This window comes from Acidobacteriota bacterium, from assembly GCA_040756905.1.
Classification (GTDB): Bacteria; Acidobacteriota; Aminicenantia; order JBFLYD01; family JBFLYD01; genus JBFLYD01.
Genome location: JBFLYD010000028.1, coordinates 51371 through 73209 on the forward strand (window position 1 = coordinate 51371; position 21839 = coordinate 73209).

A 21839-nucleotide genomic window follows, 5' to 3' on the forward strand; every position below is an offset into this window, starting at 1 on the left:
TCCTACAGATCCTGAGCTAAAATTGTTCTTGGAAGTTCACTATAGTCTTTTACAATTAAATAGCACTCTTTTATTTTTAAACCTTCGGATATTCTTTTTAGTCTTTTCAAATCCTGGGGATCGCCTTTAATCTTTATTTCAAAAGCAGTTTTTTTATTTAGAATAAAATCAACCTCAGGACCTCTGTACCTTTCATAATAATTTAAGCCGCCATATTTTTTAAGATTTTGGAAAACAGCATTTTCAAAAAGTGTTCCCTCCGAAACCCTACCTAAGTAACTCAGGAGCCCATTATCGCAGAAATAGACCTTTTTTGCTCCCCTGACCTCTCCATTGATATTCCGAGAAAAAGGACTGATCAGAGATATAAAGTAAGTCTTTTCTAAAAAATTCAGATAAGAATAGACCGTCTCACGTGATACCCCTATCTCAGAGGCAATTTTGCTAATCTCGATCTTTGAACTTATGCGATTAGTCAGAAGCAGGATTAAATCCCTGAGTTTGCCTAATTCCCTAAAATCCGCCAAACTTTTCACGTCCTTTTCAAAATAGGATTTAAAGATATCCTCTAAAACCTGTTTTTTTCTTGTTCTATCCTTCTCTAAGACTACTGCTGGAAAACCACCGTATTCTAAATATTCACTGAAGTATTTCTTATAAAGTTCATAGGAAACCCTGTTTTTATTCTCTGCCTTAATTGAGAATCCATCGGATGGTTTTTTCTTTTCTTCCTTAAATATCAAGAACTCCTCAAAATCCAAAGGAAAGAGTTCATATATAACCTTTCTGCCTGCCAGAGATTCAGGAAAGAGGTTTTTTAGATAGAAACTGCTTGAGCCAGTCAGGAAGAATTTAATTTGATAATGGTCATAAAGATATTTAATGGCTTTTACAATCCCCGGGGCAACCTGTACCTCATCTAAAAATAAAAAGGATTTTTTACCCAAAGAAAATCCGAACTGTTCCAAGTTGGGAATAATATTGTCAAAATTTACTTCTTCAAATACCTTCTGGTTTAAAGGATTTTCTAAATCCAGAAAAATCTTATGAGGGCTTTTAATATTATTAAAAATTTGACGCATAAGGGTAGTCTTTCCCACCTGCCGCATCCCTGTTGAGATTACAATCCTCGGTGAGTTCACTTCTTTTGTTAAGGTTTGGGTTAACTTACGGGGATATATTTTCATGTCTGAATTCTAATAGATATTTCCAAAATTGTCAAGTATTATTTGACATATTTGGAATAAATTTGTCTGCTGTTTACCACTATGCATAATATCGCAGATGCCCTTGATATAGGCATTGAGCGATTGCGGGGTTGTGATTTTGCGGTTGTTCTTAGGCATGGTATTAACCCTCTTCAATTTTCTGTTTTAGTAGCTTATAAACATCAGGGGGACTATTCCCATTAAACCAATCCGAGAAAAATGCAAGAGCTTCCGCTTTACTCAGTTTCTTACCTAGCCCAAATATGCCTTCGAGATTAGGAGATTGAAGTAGAACCCTATCGCTATCTAAAAACCTTCTCAATTCCTCTATTATTTTGGCTGTTTTTTGATTTGATGGGTCTTCATCAATTAATGCATAAGTCGAGATATTAAACAATTTTAGTATTTCACTGATTGGCTTAATCGCCGTATTGCTACCACATTCCATTATAGAAACGCTTTCTTTATCCAGTTCCATTCCAAGTTTTTCAAGAGCCAACCGACAAGCAATCTTATCGTCGGGTCCCTCAACCAAAACCACATCATTAGCAAAGAATACCTCGTTTACATCCTCGTCAAATTTTGAAGCCATTTTGATTTCTTCTTCAGACGATACTTGCTTTCCTATCCCTGAATAAACCTTTGTTTCGTTGGATTCTTTTCTAACTAAATGAATACTTTTAAAGTTAGATATATCTACAAAAGACCTTTCGTGGGTGGCGTATATAATTTGGACACTGGTTTCGGATAGTCCCTTAAGAAGTTTGTAAAAATGGCGGCATCCATGGGGATGCAGATAGAGTTCAGGCTCCTCAATTGCCATTAAAAGGGGCTGTCTGACGATTTCTGCATATGCACGGGCAATTGCAACCGCTAAAGCACTTTGGGTCCCAGCCCCCATATCCTCAGCATCAAATTCCTTTGACAATGGATCTTCCTGTAGATAAGGTCTGAGGTTCTTAATGGTTTCTATCGGGTCTAGAATTGACAGACGCAGATGCAAATCCAAACCTGTTTGTTGCTTAACATGATCCTTTAGAATGTCTTCCATCTGTTGCAAGTCAGGATAGATGTTAGAATTATAAGAAGTTTCGATGCCTCTTTTGAAATTTTCTTTTTTTGAATCGTCTATTCGTTTTTCGATGTGCCTTAATAATTTGCCATACAATGTCCATTGAGTCGCTCTGATTTGCTGCGATGCCTGACGATCAAGCCCTAAGTACATTAAAGCAACTTCATCTTTCATCTCGTTAGAAACTCGGATCTCTCGCCCATATATGGGGTAGGTAAGTACATTGCCGTTGGCATCAATTGCGAAATACTCACAGTCCTTACCGTCAAAAGTCAACTGAAATCCGTAAACACGAGGATTGCAGGTCAATGGTGAGTCAAATCTGACTTCTATTTTAATTGGATTTGATTTATCGTAATTATAGAAGTCTTTTTCGTCAAAGGAACGCACAGATGGATAAATCTCCCCAAGAACTAAATTTAACGCTTTCATAATGTTTGACTTTCCAGCATTATTTGGACCAATAAAGGCATTCATTAGGCCTAGATCAATCTCTACATTTTTAATAGAACGGAAGTTTTCGACGATTAGCTTCTTTATCACAACTCCCCCCTAAACGCCTTTCTTAAGATTGCTTGAGGCAAGGCATCCAGTGCGGATTTTTGATTCGAGATTGCAGATTGTAGTTTTTCAACCTGTGCTAATTTTTCTTTGAGGTCAATGGCGATGCGCTGCTGGGTCTCTATAGGTGGCAAGGGAATCTCTAATATCTGGTATTGTTTAGCATTTATATTTGGTTGAGCTACTGTTTTAATTTGTTCCGAAATAAAACTTTTATATTGCTCACTTAACGCAAAATAAAAGAAATATTCAGGCAAAACATAATCGGGCTTGAGTCTGAATCTAATTAGATAAGAGGCAAAAACCGCTGGTCTTGGCAAGTCAGATTCTTTAACTAAATAAACACGCCCTACAGAACCACTTCTTGCAATTAAAATGTCGCCGGCAGAAACTTTATATTTTTCAAAAGTTTTTTTATCTGACTCAATGTACTTTAAATCTTGACCTTTAATTTTCCCTTCCTCTGTAATATCGGTAATGCGAAGATAAATATAATCTTTTACAATATCTACTGCTGTTGCTGTTAAGCCGTATTGGGGATTAGCTGAAAGTACTTCACCCAGCCTCTTTCTCTCCCACTTCTTTGCCTCTTCGCTTTCGAAGACCTCTCGCAGATATGCGGCGGGGAGGGCTTTGGCTGCCTCAAGTTGCTTTTCGCAGGCAGTTCGGGCATGCTCCACCTCATGCATCAGTTCTTGAATTTTTGCAGCGATGTGTTCTTGCTCCTCTTTTGTTGGTAGAGGGATAATGTAGTTTGCCAAAAACTCTTCGGGTACTCTTTGTTGACCTACTGCACCTGTGAAATATCCTGTTGCTTCTTGTAAGAATGAAGGCTGTCGAATATAGAAATGAACCCACTCTGGCAACACTTCTTCATTGGGACGCAAAACGTGAAATTCAGTTGTTCCGAAGCCTATCCCATCAATCAGATTTCTTGCAATAACATGCTTTCCGTTCTGCATACGTGGTGTAATCTTAGCAAAGAGAACGTCATTTTCCTCAAAATAAGTATATCCTTTGGCAACCTTTGAATATGGAACAATCTCTGGTTTGGATATAGTTCCCGTTTTCTCATCCACAGCAACCATTGGGACAAATGAGGTCGGAGCATTAGGAGAACGATAGAAACTCCTGGGACGAGAAGGATTGATCTTACACACCTCCCCCAACTTCATCCATCGCCAGCCTGAGGGGGGTTCAGAGTTCAGGGTTTTGAGTTCGGAGTTAATTTTTCGGCTCATTTTTGGTTCATTACCTAATCATTACTTTCATTACCTTTTCATTACCTTTTCATTACTTTTTTATTACCTTCTTTGAAGTATAGATAACATTCTTCCCGGTCCCTTCAACTATAAAAATATCTTTTTTAACAATTTCTATTAATTCGAGATAAGCAGTCTTATTAGACACTGCATTAAGTTCCTGATACTCTTTATTCGTAATCCTTCTTTTCTCCTTCACATACATCACCGCTTTAATCTGCCGCTCGTTTAACCCCATCTTTCTCAAATTTTCCTCTGTATAAATGTCACTGTAGAAATATACCGAAAATCCACCCATTTCTTCTTTGTATTCTGGCTCTGGGAGTCCAGCTTCTTTCATCCATTCTACCATTCGAACCGTGCCACTGCCATATTGCTCAATCTCACCGGCGAGATAAAATGCCTTGGCAATCAAGGAGTTGCGCAAAACTGAGCCATGAGGAACTTTGAGCTCCTCGATAGAAATGCCCTCCGGAAGTCCTCCTAAATTAAAAAACCAGATGTGGTCATCGTAAACTTTAATCTGAATGAAATTGGCGATATTGAAATAATCTCGATGGATAAGAGCATTCAGCACCGCTTCTCTGAGTGCAGGGATCGGATAATCCCATATATCTTCCCGCTGCCAATCTTTTATTTCATAGCGGACACTGATGAACTGTTTCAAAACATTGATTGTCTCTTCGAGTTGCTGAAAGAGATTCCCTTTTGCCCACTTATCATCGATGATTGTAGTTTCAGTTTTTAAACGGCCTACCCGAACGCAAAGATTAATAAAATGTTTCTGAGGGTCTTTTCCGAAAAGAATGACGGCGCCATTGGTTAGTTTGCCATCGACAATCAAGCCGAGCTTTTCGAGGATGACCAACGGCTGTTCGTCGAGGGAAACTCTGGGCAGTCTATTCTTTTCAACTGCAAGCCGGACGAATCTTTTTATAGTCTCGATGTCTATCTCTTCATACGAAACATTATTGGTGAGAAGGTCCCATGATTTACCTTTAAGAAGCAATGCCCTGAGTTTTTCCTGACTCATTTCTCTGGTTGTGTTTCCTATCCGCTCATAATAACGGCCTTCATAAGAGATAGGAAAGCTCGAACGCGCCACTATGACGGCTATTATGCGTTTCTCTTCCACGTCTACGGCTTCAATTTCAGGGTAGATTGTTAACTTGTCAATTATTCGATTTGTCATTCTTTCCATGAATTCATTTGTGGGGCTTACGCCGACTATTTTCCCTTTATCACCAACGCCAAGAAGGATTATTCCTCCTTTTGTGTTGGAAAAAGCTGAAATGGTTTTGTAAAAGCCATCAGAAAGCTCCCCTTTAAAATCAAGCGTTAGGGATTCCCCTTTTGATATGAGCTCTTTTATATCCTTTTCATTCATGCAGCAAACAACCTCTCTTTTGTTTCATTTATAATCTCTTTTGGATCCCCTAACGTTTTTAATGCATCTAGACCACCTGATTTAATTACTTCAGGAGCATTGAATACATAGGGATTTTCTAACTCTTCTGTTCCACCTTTTTCGAATTGTTTAGCAAGGGCAAGCAGTATTTTTGCAGTTTGCTCAGGTAAACTGTCAAACCAGGATTTATGTTTGTATTGGAGTGCCTCCACTCTTTCTTTACGACTCTTCGGAGCCAAACCAAATCCAATCTCTGCTAGCACATCATAGAGGTCATAATCCTTAAGCTGAAGGAGCTCCTGGAGCAGTTTTAATCCACGCCCATCATCGGGAAGAGCATCTATGAGAGCTCTCCTTTCCTGCGGGCTTATCCAACACTTGCGAAAATTCTCGAAAGTTTCTGTCTCTTCTACCAGTTTGTCAGCAAGGGTCTGCTTATATTCTTCAACAGTCACCATTGCCAATCTTCCTTCCTTCTGATTAACAATGTATGTTCCTGCAGGATTCACATGAACATCAAATCCTTCAACGCGGATTATTTTTTCTTTTCTTTCTCCAGGCTCTTTAGGTTCTCGTGTCGGAGAAGGTCTGCTCTTAAATGCTTTCCCTAAAAGACGAGTAGCATCTGTATAGTCATAGACACGGAACATTAACTTATTGGTGGGAAGGTGTATCCTCGAACCTCTCCCCAGCATTTGTTGGAAGGCAATCGGGGAACGGACATACTTAAAGAAGAAAACATTTCGAACTATGGGAATATCTACTCCAGTGGTTATAAGATCAACGGTTGTCGCAATAAAATGGCTGCGTTCGGATCCTCTAAGGTCTGCAATATATTCGCTTCCTCCAACTGAAGCAGTGCATTTGAAGGCGTAAGGTTCAAGTCTTTTTTGTCCATTTTTAGAGCACCATTCTGTGTAAAGATTGTTCATTTCAGTTGCAACAGCATCTGCATGAGTATCACGAACACAGAAAATAACGGTTTTTTGCAGAGGACCACTGGTTTGAAGAAGCATATCAAAGAGGTCACTACACATGACTTCCACTCGGTCGGGTAACTGAATAATATCCTCAAATGATGTAGCTTCGTAAATACCTCGCGTCTCATGGACAGCCAATGGTTCACCTGTTATGGCATCTGTAGCTCCCCCTGCTTTCTCTATATTCTCTCTTGTTACTCCTCTTAAATCAAGGTTTACCTGCCGAGCAATAATTTCGCATGGAGGAAGATAACCATCCTCAATCCCCTGAGCCATATCATATTCATAAACAGGCTCACCAAAGTATTGAATATTGTTAGCGGTTATTTCTTCGTCTCCTCTTCTTTCTTCATCGTTTCCACCTTCCCAGTAGCGCGGGGTTGCAGTAAGACCAATCTGAACTGCATCTGGATTCCTTTTAAGCACGATGCTCCATTTTCCCCAGGCACTTTTGTGGCATTCATCAATAACAATATGACTGAAATAATTCTCAGGATAATTTTCTAAAAAAAATTTTGCATCTTCATTTTCTCCTGCTACATTGAGTGTCTGATAAGTTGCTATCAAGATACGTGCATTTTTTTGGGGATTTGATGTTGTAACTTCAGCAGCATCTGTTCCAAAGACATTTTGAAAAGCAGATAATCCTTGAGTTCTCAGTTCGTCTCTATCGCACACAAATAAAGCACGACGAAGCTGCCCGGCATCTGCGATCTTTTTTAATATATGAACCGCAATAAAAGTCTTGCCTGAACCTGTAGCTAAAAATAAAAGCACTCTCTTTTTTCCTTGAGCTATTTTTTCAAGGGCAGACCTGATAGCGGCATCTTGATAATAGCGTCTTGTTGCCTCTCCACTTGGATATGGAACAAGAAGCGGTTTCGTCTCTTCACTCTCCAGGGAAATTCCCAGCCTACTTTCATAGCGCTGACGAAGTTCAGAAGGTGTAGGAAATTCTTCAAGTGGTCGTGGCTCAGAAGTTTTACCTGTGAAATTATCGTATTCTATGAACAGATGTCCATTAGAAGAATAAACAAAGGGAACATTGTTTAGACGAGCGTATCTCTTTGCTTGCTCAAGACCTCTATCTGGTGGCTCATTGCTTTTTTTCGCTTCGATCAAGCCAACTGCTATAGGCTGACTATTTATATTAACTCTTGTACGTAAAAGATAATCCATTCGTCCTTGACTTTTTCGGCGCGGTTTACCGTCTATAATATCAATGCCAGGAGCTGTTTCTTCCCGACGAATAAGGTCTTCTGTCCATCCCTTCTTGTGAAGAACTGGATCAACAAGCTTTGCTTTTGTATCTGCTTCGCTTAGAGTAATGCTCAATCCACTCATCTTCAGTCCTCTCCCTTTGAAATCTTTATTTCAAGAAACGATTCAACCCTTTCCACCTTTACCTTCCCTAATCTCCCAAATTTTAAAATCTTTTGAAAAATTCTTCAAGCGGACCAGTTTTGTTAATTCTCTAACATTTTTTTCTGAGAAAAGGTATATTAATTTGGATGGTAGATGAGAAAAACCTGGTGAAAGAGGTATTAGATGGAAATCTCGATGCTTTTGAACTACTTATCAAGCCCTGGAGGAGAAATCTTTTGAACATGGCTTATCGTATGACCGGAAACATTGAAGAGACCAAAGAGATCTGTCAGGAATCCTTTATGAGGGCTTTTAAATACTTAAGAAAATATAACACAAACAAAAGTTTTAAAAACTGGCTGTATCAAATCTCAATCAATGTAACAAATGATTTTTTAAGGAAGAAGAAAAAATCAAATGTAATGTCATATAGACAAGGATCACATCCATCACCTGAAATTGACCCTGAAGAAAGGCATCTTAAAAAGGAATTTAAAGAGAAAATATTAGATTGTATGAAAGAGTTAAGTCCAAGGGAAAAGAGTATTTTCTTACTTCGGGATATAGAAGGATTTAATATCAAGGAAACAGCAAATATTCTCAACTGCTCAGAGATGAATGTTAGATTTTATCTCTCTTCAGCGCGGAAAAAAATTAAAGATGCTTTTGTAAAAGTTTATCCTGAGTTTAAGGAGAAATAGAATGAATTGCAGGAAAATTAAGAGATGGATACCGTTAGCAATAAGCTCAGATTTTTCATTGAATAAACTTTCAAAAATAAAAGACCATTTAAGATTATGTGAAAAATGTGGGAATGAGTATAAAGAATATTTGAATGTTTTCTCAATGATAGATGAATTAAAGGAAAGAGATTCGATTGATTGGGATGAAGCTGAATGGTCAGAAATGATAAAACAAGTAACTCAGGAAAAAATTAAACCCTGTTCAAGTTTAGTTTTAAACTGGAATGCGCTTTATCAAAAATCATGGGCATACATTTTTTTGGCTTTTGCAATAATTGCTGTAGTTCTCTTTCTGACTTTGCCCCATTTTTTACAGGAGAAAAAGACTGAGTTTTTAACTGCAAGGAAAGAATCTATTGGGATAGAGCCTATTGTAAAGCTTGAGAAGCAAGAGCAGCCATTGAAGCTCAGAATCCCTGAAAAGATTGCAAGCTCAAGGCCAGTCGTTAAAAAAAAGATTGAGCAGGAAATAAATCTTTTAAAAGAGACTCCAATACAGGATTCTCTCGTCATGACTTTAGTATCAAAGGAAACTGGATTAAAGATTATCTGGTTTTTTAATAAAAATTTTGAATGGGAGGAGAAAAAAAATGAATAAATGGATTTTAGTTTTTTTTGTAATTTTTACATTTTTTTTGCTGCAGAGCCCATTGGTTTTTTCTCAAGAGTCGAAGGCTCCATTAAAAGATGAAATTGTAAAATTGAAATATATAAAGCCAACTGATGCTATAAATCTTCTGCGTGTTTATAGAAGTAAAGAAGGGAATATAAGTTTTAACCAAGCTCTCAGGATTATATCAATTCGCGATCACCCTGAGATAGTTGAAAAGATGCTTGATGTGTTGAAAGAAATCGATGTTAAGCCTGTGGATTTGCAGTTTAATGTTCAACTAATACTTGGGTCTGAAAAAGAAGAAGAAAAAATGGATGAAGCATTGAAAAACGATCCTGTTATCAAAGAAATAAAGAGCCTTTTAAGATATAAAGCATTTAAGGTTTTAGATACTTCTTTTATTAGAGGTAATGACAGAGGATCGTCGCTGCTTACATTGGGAGGAGCAGATAATGAATTTAAGTTAATCCTCACTCCAAAATATATCAAAGAAGAAAAGGAAGAAATAATCCAGATGGAAATAAATTTAGCTAAGATAAAAGTTACAGTAGCTAAGACTGGGTTAGTTGGAGCTCCACCAGAAGAGCGAAGAGATTCTATTACACTTTTAAATACCAATTTGACCATAAAACCTGGGGAGAGGACTGTTGTTGGAGTTTCAAGGATGGATGGTGGAGATAAAGGATTGATTCTTATTATATCAGGAAAAGTGCTCCGATAAAGCTAATTTAAATTTTTATAAATATTTTAAAAAAATTCCCCTTAAAGCTTTCTTACTCTGATGTTTCCACTTGTGGTTGTGCAGAGTAGATTAGAATTCGAGGAACCAACAGAACCTTGAATGCTTTTTTTGCTGATTCTACCTTTTACAGTTAAAGGAAAATCTGTATCAATTGAGCCAGATGAAGTTCTTGTATTGAGATTGAACTGGGAATCAGAAGGCAGGTTAATCGAGACATCACCAGATGTATAGAAAATTTGATATTTTGACATCCCATTTTTTTTCTGATATAAAAAATTTTTTTTAATAAGATTAATAAAGGAGGACAAATGAAAAAATATCCATTTTTATTATTTTTTATTTTAATAAATGTGCTAATTTTATTCTCTTTTTCACAAGAAGCAAAAAAAGTATCAAAAGCAAAAGAATCTCCGTGTGTTGAATGTCACAAAAATGTCACCCCAAAAATTGTATCTCAATTCAAAGACGGGAAGATGGGAAAACCTGATGCTGATGTTGACTGTTCCACCTGCCATGGAGAAGAGCATAAAACGATGGAAGATTCAAACCTTGCAAAATTCCCAACCCCAGAAACCTGTGCGACCTGTCATGAGGAAAGAGTTAAACAATTCAGAGCAGGAAAACATTCTCTGGCATGGACTGCTATGAAAGCAATGCCAATGCTCATGCATCAGCCTTTGCAGATCGTTGGACATGAAGGGTTTAAAGGATGTTCCGGTTGCCATAAGATAGGAGAGAAATCCGCTGAAGAGTTAAAAGAATTTACTTATGGAACTGGAAGCTGTGATTCATGCCATACAAGACATAAATTTTCGATAAAAGAAGCTTCTGACCCAAGAGCATGTCAGACCTGTCATATGGGATTTGACCATCCTCAATGGGAAATGTGGTCTACTTCAAAACATGGAACAATATGGTCAATCGAAGGAGATACAGGAAGAGCTCCAAAATGCCAGACCTGCCACATGGAAAATGGAAATCATAATGTAATGACAGCATGGGGATTCCTGGCTTTAAGACTTCCTGAGAATGATCCAGAATGGCTTGGATACAGAGTTGAAATATTAAAAGCCCTTGGAGTGCTTGATGAAAATGGAAACCCAACTGAAAGATTAGAAGCAGTAAAGGCAGCAAAAGTTGCAAGGCTTACAAAAGAAGAATGGCAGGCAGAGAGAGATCGTTCGATTAAAACCTGCAAATCCTGCCATTCAGAAAGATTTGCTAAAGAGCAATTAGAGGCAGGAGATAAAATTATCAAGGAAGCAGACAAAATAATGGCAGAGGCTATCCAGACAGTAAAAGCATTGTATAAGGATGGACTATTGAAAAAGCCGGAAAATTGGAAATATGCACCTGATTTACTCCAGTTCTATGAAGCAAAAAGTACTGTAGAGCAGGAGTTATATGTGATGTTTTTAGAATACAGGATGAGAACTTTTCAGGGAGCTTTTCACATGAACCCTGATTACATGCACTGGTATGGCTGGGCTGCGATAAAAGAATCCCTTCAGAAAATAAAAGACGAAGCTGAAAGTTTAAGAAAGAGTGCTCCTGGATTTAAATAAAAAGAAAATTTAATCCAATGATTTAAGAAATCCATTCCCATTCGGCTCTTTTTTCTTCTTTTTAAATCAGAAAGAAGAGTATAAACAAAAATATATTGACAGAAGGAATATTTTTTATTAAAATAAAAATGAGTGAATACTCACTCATAAATTAAGTAATTATGAAACGAAAGACAGAATCAAAAAAGGAATTAATAAGTAGCACTTCCTTAAAGCTTTTTGTCGAGAAAGGAATTAAGGGAACCACAACAAAGGAAATTGCAAAAAAAGCCGGCATTGCCGAGGGAACTATTTACAGACATTTTAAAAGCAAGAAAGATATCTCATTAAAATTGTTTATTTCAAGTATGAATTTGTTCTCCCAAGCCCTCAAAGATGAGGTAAGACAGGATGATATATCAGAAAAAAAACTTTTAAAGCTCATAAATAAGTTTTTTGAATTTGCTGAAAAACAGGAACTCATCTATCAATACGTAATATGGGGGCATCAAACTGAGTTTTCTAAATTACCTTCAAATATAGTAGCTCCCAAAGATATTTTCATTCAGGTTATAAAAGAAGGGATGGAAAGAGGGGAGTTTAAAAAAGATGATGAGAATTTAGCTGCATCTGCGGTAATAGGAATGATGATAAGAACAATATTTTTTATGAAACAGAATTTTATTAAATTAAAAAAACAGGAAGTAATCAAAAAAATTCAGAATTATTCTTTAAATATTCTAAAAGCTAAAGCATTTACAGCAATGAAAATAAATGAATATTTTTAAATAGTAAGGAGCTAAAATGAATGAATCAAAACAGCATAAAAATGAGGAAATAATAATAAATAAACATATGACTCTTCCTGAGATCATTTTAAAATTTCCTCAAACAAGGGAAATCTTTGATAGATATGGTTTAAAAGGCTGTGGAGGTCCTTTAGGTCCACCGGAAACTGTTGAATTTTTTTCAAAAGTTCATAAAGTAGATGAGAAAGCATTGTTGGAGGAATTAAACGAAGCTGTTAAAAGCAAGCCGAAATCTATAGATGCTTTATTATACAAAGAAACATTAGGAGATATACTCTATAAAAGATTCTTTAAAGCAGCGATAGTTATAGTTCTTACGATTGGGTGTTTATTTGGTGCCATAAATTTAGCGTACATTTCATTAAAGGGTTCTTTTTTTGCCCTTCCTTTGAAATATACAATAGCCCATGCCCATGCAATGGTTGCAGGTTGGGTAGCCTTATTTATAATGGGTTTTGCATATCAGGCATTCCCAAGATTTGCATACAGTACGCTATGGAATGCAAGACTGGCTTCTCTTACGTTCTATCTGATGATTTCAGGAATAATTCTATATTTCCCAGCTCAATTGTTAAATCCCTCTACTTTTACAATTTCTCTTGGTATATTTTCTGGGTTTTTGGAAACAGCAGCAATTTTTCTTTTTATTTTAATAATTGTAAAAACAATAAAAAAATCAGGTAAAAAAGTTGAGGCTCATGGAAAATTTGTTTTTGCATCATTCTTTTTCTTCTTAGTTCAATCTATTTTTAATATAGGATATTTTTATTCTATTTCATCGGCTAAAAGCTTTGATTCTTTAGTAGAAAAAGTCTCTATTTTATCTGGTCCCCTTCGTGACATTCAGTTGATAGGATTCGCTGGAATGATGATATTTGGAGTAAGTCAGAGGTTGCTTCCCACTGCATTCGGGTTCAATGAGATTTCAAAAAAGCTTTCCAATATTCTTTTTGCAATGATGATTCTATTCATCGTGAGCGAAATAATTTTTCTTTATCTTTTGAGATCAACTAAAAACCATATTTTTGGGATTGGCGTTGAAATATCTTATCCGATATTTTTTGTCTGTTCATTAACCCTGTTTTTCAAATTTGGAATTCTTAAAAAAATTTCTGAAAAAGATAGAAGCTTAAAATTTATAAGAGCCTCTTATTCATGGCTTGTAGTGTCAGTATTAATGCTTCTCCTATTTCCTTTTTATAATTCATTAACAAATCAAAGCTTCTCCCATGCTTTCTGGGGCTCTTACAGACATGCATTTACTGTGGGGTTTATAACTATGATGATAATGGGAGTCTCAAGTAAGATAATTCCCATGCTTTCAGGTAAAGATGTTTTATCCCTTAATTCATTAATGATTCCTTTTGTGTTAATCAATGCAGGAAATATATTAAGAATTACCTCTGAGACGTTAACAGATTTTATTCCCAAAACTGCTTTTTCAATAATGGGATTCAGTGGCTTTATAGAGGTTATCGCATTATTTTTGTGGGGTTATGAGATGTATAAAAATATGACTCCTAGTGTTGTGTCACTTAAATACCTTTCGTTATTTTGATGTGACACAACACTTTCCCTATGGGGGCAAGCCCCCCTTAGACGCTTCGCTGAGCACCCCCCAGACATGGGGAAGATACCTTCCCCATACCCCTTCAGTGTGCTGTCTGAGAAAATTTTTTTAATTTTTTATTGTTTTTAAATTATTGGTAGGAGGTTAGATGAACGCAAAGGTCTATAAATTAGTTTTTATTTTAGGGACTTTGATATCCTTGCTACTTTTCATGATACTCACTTTTGACTCTCATGGCAAAATTAAGGCTCTGACAAACAGCCAGAATCTTTCTACAGAAGTAATCGCTGGAAAAAAAGTATGGGAAAAATATAACTGCAATGATTGCCATACTATCCTTGGATTCGGAGGATACTATGCCCCTGACATGACAAAGGTTTACGCAAGGCTGGGTTATGATGGAATTAAAAAAGAGTGGAAAATCCAGGAAAATATTTTGCCTCTTCCTATCGTAAAATGCCCAATCAATATTTAAATGAAATGGAAATAAATAATCTAATTTTGTTTTTAAAATGGGTAAGCGAAATAGATAACAATGATTGGCCTCCTCAAGATAGAAAATATCTTAAAAAATATAGGGAGATGGAACTTCAAAAAACAGATGAAAATTTGATTGGAGAAAAGCTAATCAGAGAAAAAGGGTGTCTTGATTGTCATAAATTAACTTCCGGCTATAAATTACTACACACATGGCAATCAGATTACTGTTGCTCATAGACATTTAGCATTTTTTGGAGCTTACGCTTTATTAAACCTTTCTATTCCTGTTTCAAGGGCTTTTTTTGCAGCTTTTACAACTGGACCATCCATTGTGTCACAATGGGCAAAAAGCTTATTAGGCACAGGGAGAGTTATTATTAAAATGATAACGAAAATACCTGTTAAAGAAATAAAGTTTTTACTTCTCATAATATTACCTCCTATATTTTGATTTCGATATAATCTTTCAATGCCATAGCATTGTTAAATTCTTCATCCTTAGCTCCATATAAGAGGGTTATGTTTGCTTCTTTTGCCTTTTTTAGGATAAGATTTACAAGCTCTTTTTTAGAATCTAATTCTTTAAAGTATCTTTTTTTGAATTCATCCCACTTTTTAGGATTATGCGAGAACCACTTTCTTAATTCATTACTCGGTGCTATCTCTTTCAGCCACAAATCTATCTTTGCCCTTTCTTTATTCAAACCCCTCGGCCATAATCTATCTACAAGTATTCTAAAGCCATCGTCTTCAGCTGGTGTATTATAAATTCTTTTGATTCTTATCATTTCCTTTATCTTTTTATTCTATTACAGAGCTCCTTACCTATTTCAATTATTTTTTTGTAGTCATCAGATGAAGGAGAACCATTTACTTCAACTGTTCCAATCTTTCACTCCGACCCAGAATACGCCATCCAATATCTCGGGCACATTATATAATTCATTTTTATCTCCTCACAATTATTTAAATATTTTTTTTCAAAATTCCATAAAAATTTTTATATATAATCATTCTCAAATTATTATAAAAAAAAAATTTAGATAAAAAACAAAATTAACTGGATAATCAAAATATTAAAGTAATTGTGAAGATCGATAAAGTTTTAATTAAAAGAACTCTTGAAAATGGGCATTCTTTTTTTATATTATGTCAATAAAAGGAGGTAGAGATAAAATGAGAATTTTTTTGCGTTTTAAAAAAATTACTTTGTTATTAGTTTTAATTTTATTTTTGATAGTCTCACTGGGTTTTTCTGCGGAAAAGAAACCATCAATTCCAGTTCAGCAATTTTTTACTTTGGATGAATCACTCATCAAAGGTCTTATGTGGAGATGCATTGGATCTGCCAACATGGGAGGCAGGGTTGATGATTTTGCTGTTGTTGAAAATCAATCAAATATTATCTATGTCGCAACAGCTTCAGGAGGAGTATGGAAAACGATTAACAATGGAATAACATGGGAACCAATTTTTGATAATGAAAGTGTGAGCACGATAGGGGATATTACTGTTGCTCCTTCTGACCCGAACATTGTATGGGTTGGAACAGGTGAGGCCAACAATCGTCAGAGTTCTTCATGGGGAAATGGCGTTTATAAATCGATGGATGGTGGGAAAACATGGATTAACATGGGATTAAAGGATTCCCATCACGTAGGTCGAATTGTCATCGATCCTAAAAATCCGGATGTAGTTTATGTGGCTGCTGCAGGACGTCTCTGGGGACCTAACAAAGAAAGAGGATTATTCAAAACCTCAGATGGCGGAAAAACATGGAAAAACGTCTTATTTATCAATGAAGATACTGGAGTAATTGATGTGGCAATGGATTATGAGAGCCCTAACATTATTTATGCAGCAGCTTATCAAAGAAGGCGAACCGCCTATGGGTTTAATGGAGGCGGTCCCCATAGTGCTCTTTATAAATCAATCGATGGTGGAGAAACATGGAAGAAGTTAACAGAAGGATTGCCCTCAGGTGACACCGGAAGAATAGGCGTCGATGTTTACAGGAAAAACCCGAACATTGTGTATACCATTATTGAAAATAAAGAGGGTGGAGTTTTCCGCTCAGAGGATAAAGGAGAGACCTGGAAGAAAATAAGCAGCACAAATCCAAGGCCGATGTATTACAGTCAGATAAGAATAGACCCGAACAATGACCAGCGAATCTGGGTTCTTGGCGCTCAGATGTATTTTTCAGAAGATGGGGGAAAGACATTCAGGACAGATTGGATAAGAATGATCCATGGAGACCATCATGCTTTGTGGATTAACCCGGCTGATTCAAATCATATGGTTCTTGGTTCAGACGGAGGAATCCATATATCTTATGATACGGGAAGAAGCTGGGATTTTATTAACACAATCCCTCTTGGTCAGTTCTATGAAATCGGTTTTGATATGCGTAAGCCATACTATGTATATGGTGGATTGCAGGATAATGGAAGCTGGGCTGGCCCGAGCGCAACTCGTTATCGTGTAGGTATAACAAATGAAGACTGGTACAATGTTGGTGGCGGAGATGGTTTCTATGCTCAGGTTGACCCGACTGACCATACGATAGTTTATGTTGAATCTCAGGATGGGAATCTTATGCGCTTTAATTTGAAAACCGATGAGAGACGTTCTATAAGACCTGTTCCAAAAGATGAGAAGGAGGAATATCGCTTTAATTGGAACTCGCCTATACTGATTTCTCCTCATAATCCAAAGACGATTTATTATGGTGGAAATAAATTGTTTAAATCAACCGACAGAGGAGAAACATGGGCTGAAAGCCCGGATCTTACCACCAATCAGGACAGAGATAAGTTGCCCATAATGGGAGTTATTCTAAATGAAAATACACTTTCAAGGAATGACGGAGTTCTCCATTATGGAACTATAATAACAATTTCTGAATCACCGCTAAAAGAAGGATTACTGTATGTGGGAACTGATGATGGATATGTTCAAGTCTCAAAGGATGGTGGAAAAACCTGGGAAAATTTAACAGGCCGAATTAAAGGAGTTCCTCCGAATACTTATGTCAGTCGAGTGGTTGCTTCCCGATTTAAAGAAGGAACTGTTTACGTTACTTTTGACGGGCACCGAAGCAATGATTTTACTCCTTATGTGTTTGTGAGCTCTGATTACGGTGAGAACTGGAAATCAATTGTGGGTAATCTTCCTCATGGACATACTGTTAACGTAATCAGAGAGAGTCTTAAAAACTCAAATCTTCTTTTCGTTGGAACTGAATTTGGAGCCAATTTCTCTTTAAACAGGGGTGAGAAGTGGATTCGATTCAAGGGAAATCTGCCAACAGTCCCTGTAGATGACATTGCAATTCATCCGAGAGAAAATGACCTTATTTTTGGAACCCATGGTAGAAGTGTATGGATACTGGATGACATCACTCCTCTTGAAAGCTTAACTGAAAAGGTTCTTTCTTCTGATTGTTTTCTTTTTGATATAAAACCAGCAACTATTTTTAATCCATACAGCCATAAAGGAAGTACAGGACATAAATTTTTCACCGCACCGAACCCTCCTTTTGGTGCTCTCCTCAGTTACTACCTGAGAGAAAGAATTAAAGATAAGGATAAAGAGAAGGCCGAGGTAAAAATAACAATTTTTGATAAAGATGGAAAAAAGATTCGTCAGTTAAAAGGAACAAATGAACAAGGAATAAACAGAATAAACTGGGACTTACGTTATGAACCTCCGGTTGTTCCAGAACAGGAGCAGAGAGGGTTTTTCAGGGGGCCTCTTTCACCATTTGTTCTTCCTGGAGAATACACGGTAAAGCTTGAAGCAGCAGGAAAGGAGATGACAAAAACTGTAAGAGTTGAGCTCAACCCCGTTTATGAAATCTTAGAAGAAAATTATAAATTCTATCATGATACTCTTATGAAATTATTTCAACTTAATACTTCAATTCGAGAGGCAGATAATTCAATAAAAAACCTTGAAGACCAGCTAAAAAACCTTCAAAAAACTTTAAAAAACTTTAAAGATGCTCCAGAGACTTTAAACTCAGAAATAGAAAAAGTTCTGAAGAAATTGGATGAGATCAAAGGAAAATTGATAGGCAAGCCAGATGACTTTATGATGAGAAGCAGGGCAATTAGAGGTCGAGCATCCATGCTCTATTTTGCTATTAACAGTTATATTGATATTCCCACCCCTCCTCAACTGGAGCAGGTTGAAAAAGTTTCCCAGCAGACAAAACAAGTCATAACAGAGTTAAACGAGACTATTGAAAAATCGATTCCGGACTTAAATAAGTTGATAAGAGAAAGCAATATCCCTTATTTAATCCCCGGTAAAAAAATTGAGGTTATGTAGTTAAACGTTTATTCATCAAGAGAAGGACGGAAAGAGCGGAGCCTCTTTTTTTCTGAATGCCTTCTTTTTTCTTCGAGAATTTTTAGTTTTGCTCTCTTTGATCTCTTTCGCTTTTGCCTTCTTATTTTTTCTATCCTTTTCTGCTCTTCGCTCTGTTTTTCCAGAATCATGTTTTCTATTTTTTCAATAAGAATTCTACGGGCTAAGAATCGGTTTATAGACTGATATCTTTCCTTCTGACATTTTACTTCTATACCTGTAGGAAGATGCTTGAGATATACGCATGTGGAGGCTTTATTTACTTTCTGACCCCCTTTCCCTCCAGAACGAATGAATTTTTCCACGAGATCTTTTTCAAAAATTCCCAGTCGTTCCATCTTTTCTAAAAGAGCCTTCTCTTTATCTCTACTGACGCCAAAATCGGTCATTTTAATTTAATCCTTTTTTGGCCCGATTATTACCTGTATTTCTTTTTCCGGTGAAATACATTCACGAATGAACTCATCGATTTCTTGAAGATTAATTTTGTCCAGCTCATCAAAAAATTTATTGAAAAAATCATATCCGAGTCCTAAAGCCTCAAAAAATGCAAGGGTTCTTGTTCTTTTATCTTTAGTTTCGTTCAGCCTTAAAAAATTTGCTTTAGCATTAATTTTAGTAATGTTCAATTCTTCCTCAGTTAGCCCTTTTTCTCTTAAATCCTGAAGCTCTTTTTTTAATGCTTCTAAAGTAATTTCTCTTTTTTCATTTTGAGTTTCTATGTAAGTTTCAATGATTCCTCCATGCTTCATCGAAATTGCTTTGGAGCCAACATTGTAGGCTAATTTTTCTTTATGTCTAAGCTGCCAGAGCCTTGAGTTAATTCCCTTCCCGAGCAAAGTTTCTAAAAGAGTGGCTAATATAAAATTTTTTGGATTTGCTTCCCTGAGAGGATACCCGATTGAAATAAAGGATTGCTTTTTTTCTTTTTCAAAGAAGAAGTTATTTTTCAAAGCTCGCATTTTAAAGGTTGTTATCCCATGTGGTTTTCCCGGAGGGAATTTTAAAAAATATTTTTGGATAATCTCAATTAATTTCTCATTATCTAAATCAGAAGAAACAACGATAATCATGTTTCCAGCTTTGAAAAAATTACCATAGAAATTTTTAATGTCTCCTTTTTTTATTTTTTTAAGGGATTCTTCTGTGCCAAAGACTGGATTTCCATATCCTGTATCTCTATATAAACCTTTAAGATAAGCGTTGTAGGCCATTTGAGCCGGGTTATCCTGTTCAGCTTTGATTTGATCGGTCATATAATCTTTAATTCTGTTTATTCTCAAGGATGAAAAGAGAGGATCTGTCATAGATTTACAAATTATGCTTAAAGTCTCCTCGAATTTTTCTGAAAGACATTTTAAGGTTATAAGAGAGTAATCTCCGGTGCAGTTCAGAGAAATTCCTGAGGATGATTCAGTCAGGATTTGAACTTTACTCCAATCTGGGATTTCTATGGATAATCTTGTTGTAAGATAGGCTATCCCATTTTTCTCAGGGGGTTCGATTGAAGTTCCTCCTTTGACAAGAATCTGCATTACAGTAAGTTTAGAAAAGTTGTCGTTCTGAGTTATTATAGTTAAACCATTGTTTAAAACTTTTTTGTTCAGATTTTTCAAAATAAAATTTCCAGTTCCGGGATAGGAAAGAAGAGAGGACGATAAAAATATGAAAGGAAGGAGATGAATTGGAAAAAATCTTTTTTTAATCCTCATCTTAGTTAAATAATATTATTCTTTTTTCTTAGGAGTTATAGAGACAATCACAAATTTTCCTTGGTTAAAATATTTATCAGAAACTTTCCTTAACCCAGAAGTTGTAATCTTCGAAATATTTTCTATGTAATTTCCCCTTGATTCATCCTCATTTAGGATTAAAAATTGAGCTATTGCTCTGGCAATAGATAGGGCTGTTTCCTGAGCATGCTGAAAATCTAATTTAATTCGATTTTTGGCACTCTCTAAATAATCTATTACATTCATCTGTTCTTCTGGAAGATAATCTTGTAGAGAGTATTTAGCTTCTTTTGCCTGTTTAAGGAAATTTATTATTTCTCTTATCGCTCTTCTTAAATATTTCTGCTCAAGAGTTATATGAATGATTATGGCTCCTCCATACTTATTTGATATATAATCCATTGAGATGGAGTTGAGTATAATGTTTCTTCCCCTTAAAAATTCTGCCAGTCTGGGATTAAAGCCAGAGCCGATGATTCTTGTTAATACATCCATTGCATATTGGTCCGGATGATTAAAATCAGGACCAACCATCCCCACAACTAAATAACATTGATTTACATCCATTTCCTTTTCAATTTGAACATCCTTTTTTAAGAGCTGAGCAATTTCGAATTTTTCGGATGGAGATTTTTCAGTAATAACATTCTCAAAAAGGCCTCTTACTTTTTCTTCTACCTGGCTTAGATTAAAATCTCCTATGATAGTCATAGCGCAATTATCAGACCTGAAGTATTTATTGTAAAATTGTTCAATCTGTTCAAGATTTACATTCTCAATTATTTCCTTTTTTCCATATGCTGGATTCATGTAAGGATGATCTTTGAAAAGTTCCTGAAAGAGAATCGATGTTGCATATTTTTTCGGGTCGTCTAAATTATCGTTGATTTCTTCGATAATAATCTTTTTCTCATTTTCCACCTCTTCTTCAGATAGTTTTAAATTGAACAGAATTTCTTTTTGATTTTTCAGGGCAAAATCAATGTATTCAGACGGAACTGAAATTTCAAAAGTTGTCAAATCTAAACCTGTATGGGCATTGAAATACGCTCCATATCTTCTTATGTCCTCTCCGATTTGCTGTCCGGTTCTGTATTCTGTTCCTCTGAATAGTATCAGATGTTCAAGGAGATGAGAAAGCCCATTGTTATTATCATTTTCATTCTTAGAACCAGCGTTAACTGCAGTAACAATGTTTACTAATGGAAGAGAATGTCTCTCCTGAAGAAAGATTTTCATCCCATTTTTCATGATAAAATATTTATTCTCTTCTTGGCTCTGGGCTGATGAAAAGATCCATAATAATATTACAAAAAATAGAAAGAATAACTTGTTTCTTTTAAGAACCATACTTTTCATCATTTTAATAATAATT

At 36.0% G+C, this 21839-nt stretch carries 20 protein-coding genes; 9 read left to right on the top strand and 11 right to left on the bottom strand.

Annotated elements, in window-relative coordinates:
- Positions 1 to 2: 2 nt before the first annotated feature.
- From AB1410_04090 to AB1410_04110, 5 genes are all read right to left on the bottom strand, one after another.
- On the bottom strand, positions 3 to 1187 hold the full coding sequence (locus AB1410_04090; protein ID MEW6455878.1) for an ATP-binding protein: 1185 nt from the start codon (positions 1185 to 1187) through the stop codon (positions 3 to 5).
- A gap of 163 nt (positions 1188 to 1350) precedes the next feature.
- Positions 1351 to 2823 (bottom strand): AAA family ATPase, encoded by a 1473-nt coding sequence (locus AB1410_04095; protein ID MEW6455879.1) that lies wholly within the window; start codon positions 2821 to 2823, stop codon positions 1351 to 1353.
- A complete protein-coding gene (locus AB1410_04100; protein ID MEW6455880.1) occupies positions 2820 to 4082 on the bottom strand; it encodes a restriction endonuclease subunit S in 1263 nt (420 codons plus the stop codon). The genes AB1410_04095 and AB1410_04100 overlap by 4 nt, the downstream gene beginning before the upstream one ends.
- Positions 4083 to 4134: 52 nt before the next feature.
- Entirely contained in the window at positions 4135 to 5490 is a 1356-nt protein-coding gene (locus AB1410_04105; protein MEW6455881.1) for an ATP-binding protein, read from the bottom strand.
- Positions 5487 to 7835 (bottom strand): DEAD/DEAH box helicase family protein, encoded by a 2349-nt coding sequence (locus tag AB1410_04110; GenBank protein MEW6455882.1) that lies wholly within the window; start codon positions 7833 to 7835, stop codon positions 5487 to 5489. Before AB1410_04110 ends, AB1410_04105 begins: the two co-directional genes overlap by 4 nt.
- Positions 7836 to 8023: 188 nt before the next feature.
- Between AB1410_04110 and AB1410_04115 the strand changes: the two genes are divergently transcribed.
- Genes AB1410_04115 through AB1410_04125 form a run of 3 tightly spaced genes read left to right on the top strand, consistent with a single transcriptional unit; the run spans position 8024 to position 9933 of the window.
- Positions 8024 to 8557, top strand: coding sequence for an RNA polymerase sigma factor (locus AB1410_04115; protein MEW6455883.1), 534 nt, complete (start codon positions 8024 to 8026; stop codon positions 8555 to 8557).
- 1 nt (position 8558) lies between these two features.
- Positions 8559 to 9197: a hypothetical protein gene (locus tag AB1410_04120; GenBank protein MEW6455884.1), complete on the top strand. Its 639-nt coding sequence runs from the start codon at positions 8559 to 8561 to the stop codon at positions 9195 to 9197.
- Positions 9190 to 9933, top strand: a complete 744-nt coding sequence (locus tag AB1410_04125) for a hypothetical protein (protein MEW6455885.1) — start codon at positions 9190 to 9192, stop codon at positions 9931 to 9933. The genes AB1410_04120 and AB1410_04125 overlap by 8 nt, the downstream gene beginning before the upstream one ends.
- A gap of 41 nt (positions 9934 to 9974) precedes the next feature.
- Here the strand turns inward: AB1410_04125 and AB1410_04130 are convergent, their stop codons facing one another.
- Complete coding sequence (locus tag AB1410_04130) at positions 9975 to 10205, bottom strand: DUF4097 family beta strand repeat-containing protein (protein MEW6455886.1); 231 nt, start codon at positions 10203 to 10205, stop codon at positions 9975 to 9977.
- Positions 10206 to 10262: 57 nt separating this feature from the next.
- On the opposite strand from AB1410_04130, the gene AB1410_04135 reads away from it, so the two are divergent.
- The 5 genes from AB1410_04135 (at position 10263) to AB1410_04155 (ending at position 14594) form a co-directional block, all read left to right on the top strand.
- Positions 10263 to 11519, top strand: coding sequence for a multiheme c-type cytochrome (locus AB1410_04135; GenBank protein MEW6455887.1), 1257 nt, complete (start codon positions 10263 to 10265; stop codon positions 11517 to 11519).
- 161 nt (positions 11520 to 11680) lie between these two features.
- Positions 11681 to 12286, top strand: coding sequence for a TetR/AcrR family transcriptional regulator (locus AB1410_04140; protein MEW6455888.1), 606 nt, complete (start codon positions 11681 to 11683; stop codon positions 12284 to 12286).
- A gap of 16 nt (positions 12287 to 12302) precedes the next feature.
- The gene (locus tag AB1410_04145; protein MEW6455889.1) at positions 12303 to 13865 is read left to right on the top strand and encodes an NnrS family protein; all 1563 of its coding nucleotides are present in this window, start codon (positions 12303 to 12305) and stop codon (positions 13863 to 13865) included.
- Between the two features lie 160 nt (positions 13866 to 14025).
- A complete protein-coding gene (locus tag AB1410_04150; GenBank protein MEW6455890.1) occupies positions 14026 to 14352 on the top strand; it encodes a c-type cytochrome in 327 nt (108 codons plus the stop codon).
- A gap of 5 nt (positions 14353 to 14357) precedes the next feature.
- Positions 14358 to 14594 (top strand): hypothetical protein, encoded by a 237-nt coding sequence (locus tag AB1410_04155; GenBank protein MEW6455891.1) that lies wholly within the window; start codon positions 14358 to 14360, stop codon positions 14592 to 14594.
- A 21-nt stretch (positions 14595 to 14615) separates the two neighbouring features.
- Here AB1410_04155 and AB1410_04160 read toward each other — a convergent pair whose 3' ends face one another.
- The gene (locus tag AB1410_04160) at positions 14616 to 14786 is read right to left on the bottom strand and encodes a hypothetical protein (protein MEW6455892.1); all 171 of its coding nucleotides are present in this window, start codon (positions 14784 to 14786) and stop codon (positions 14616 to 14618) included.
- An 11-nt stretch (positions 14787 to 14797) separates the two neighbouring features.
- Positions 14798 to 15145, bottom strand: coding sequence for a DUF488 domain-containing protein (locus tag AB1410_04165; GenBank protein ID MEW6455893.1), 348 nt, complete (start codon positions 15143 to 15145; stop codon positions 14798 to 14800).
- Positions 15146 to 15533: 388 nt separating this feature from the next.
- Between AB1410_04165 and AB1410_04170 the strand changes: the two genes are divergently transcribed.
- Complete coding sequence (locus AB1410_04170; GenBank protein ID MEW6455894.1) at positions 15534 to 18692, top strand: hypothetical protein; 3159 nt, start codon at positions 15534 to 15536, stop codon at positions 18690 to 18692.
- A gap of 8 nt (positions 18693 to 18700) precedes the next feature.
- On the opposite strand, the gene AB1410_04175 is transcribed toward AB1410_04170, so the two are convergent.
- Genes AB1410_04175 through AB1410_04185 form a run of 3 tightly spaced genes read right to left on the bottom strand, consistent with a single transcriptional unit; the run spans position 18701 to position 21814 of the window.
- Entirely contained in the window at positions 18701 to 19120 is a 420-nt protein-coding gene (locus tag AB1410_04175) for a peptide chain release factor-like protein (GenBank protein MEW6455895.1), read from the bottom strand.
- 6 nt (positions 19121 to 19126) lie between these two features.
- The gene (locus AB1410_04180; GenBank protein MEW6455896.1) at positions 19127 to 20443 is read right to left on the bottom strand and encodes a pitrilysin family protein; all 1317 of its coding nucleotides are present in this window, start codon (positions 20441 to 20443) and stop codon (positions 19127 to 19129) included.
- Positions 20444 to 20458: 15 nt separating this feature from the next.
- Positions 20459 to 21814, bottom strand: a complete 1356-nt coding sequence (locus AB1410_04185; GenBank protein MEW6455897.1) for a pitrilysin family protein — start codon at positions 21812 to 21814, stop codon at positions 20459 to 20461.
- Between the last annotated feature and the right edge of the window lie 25 nt (positions 21815 to 21839).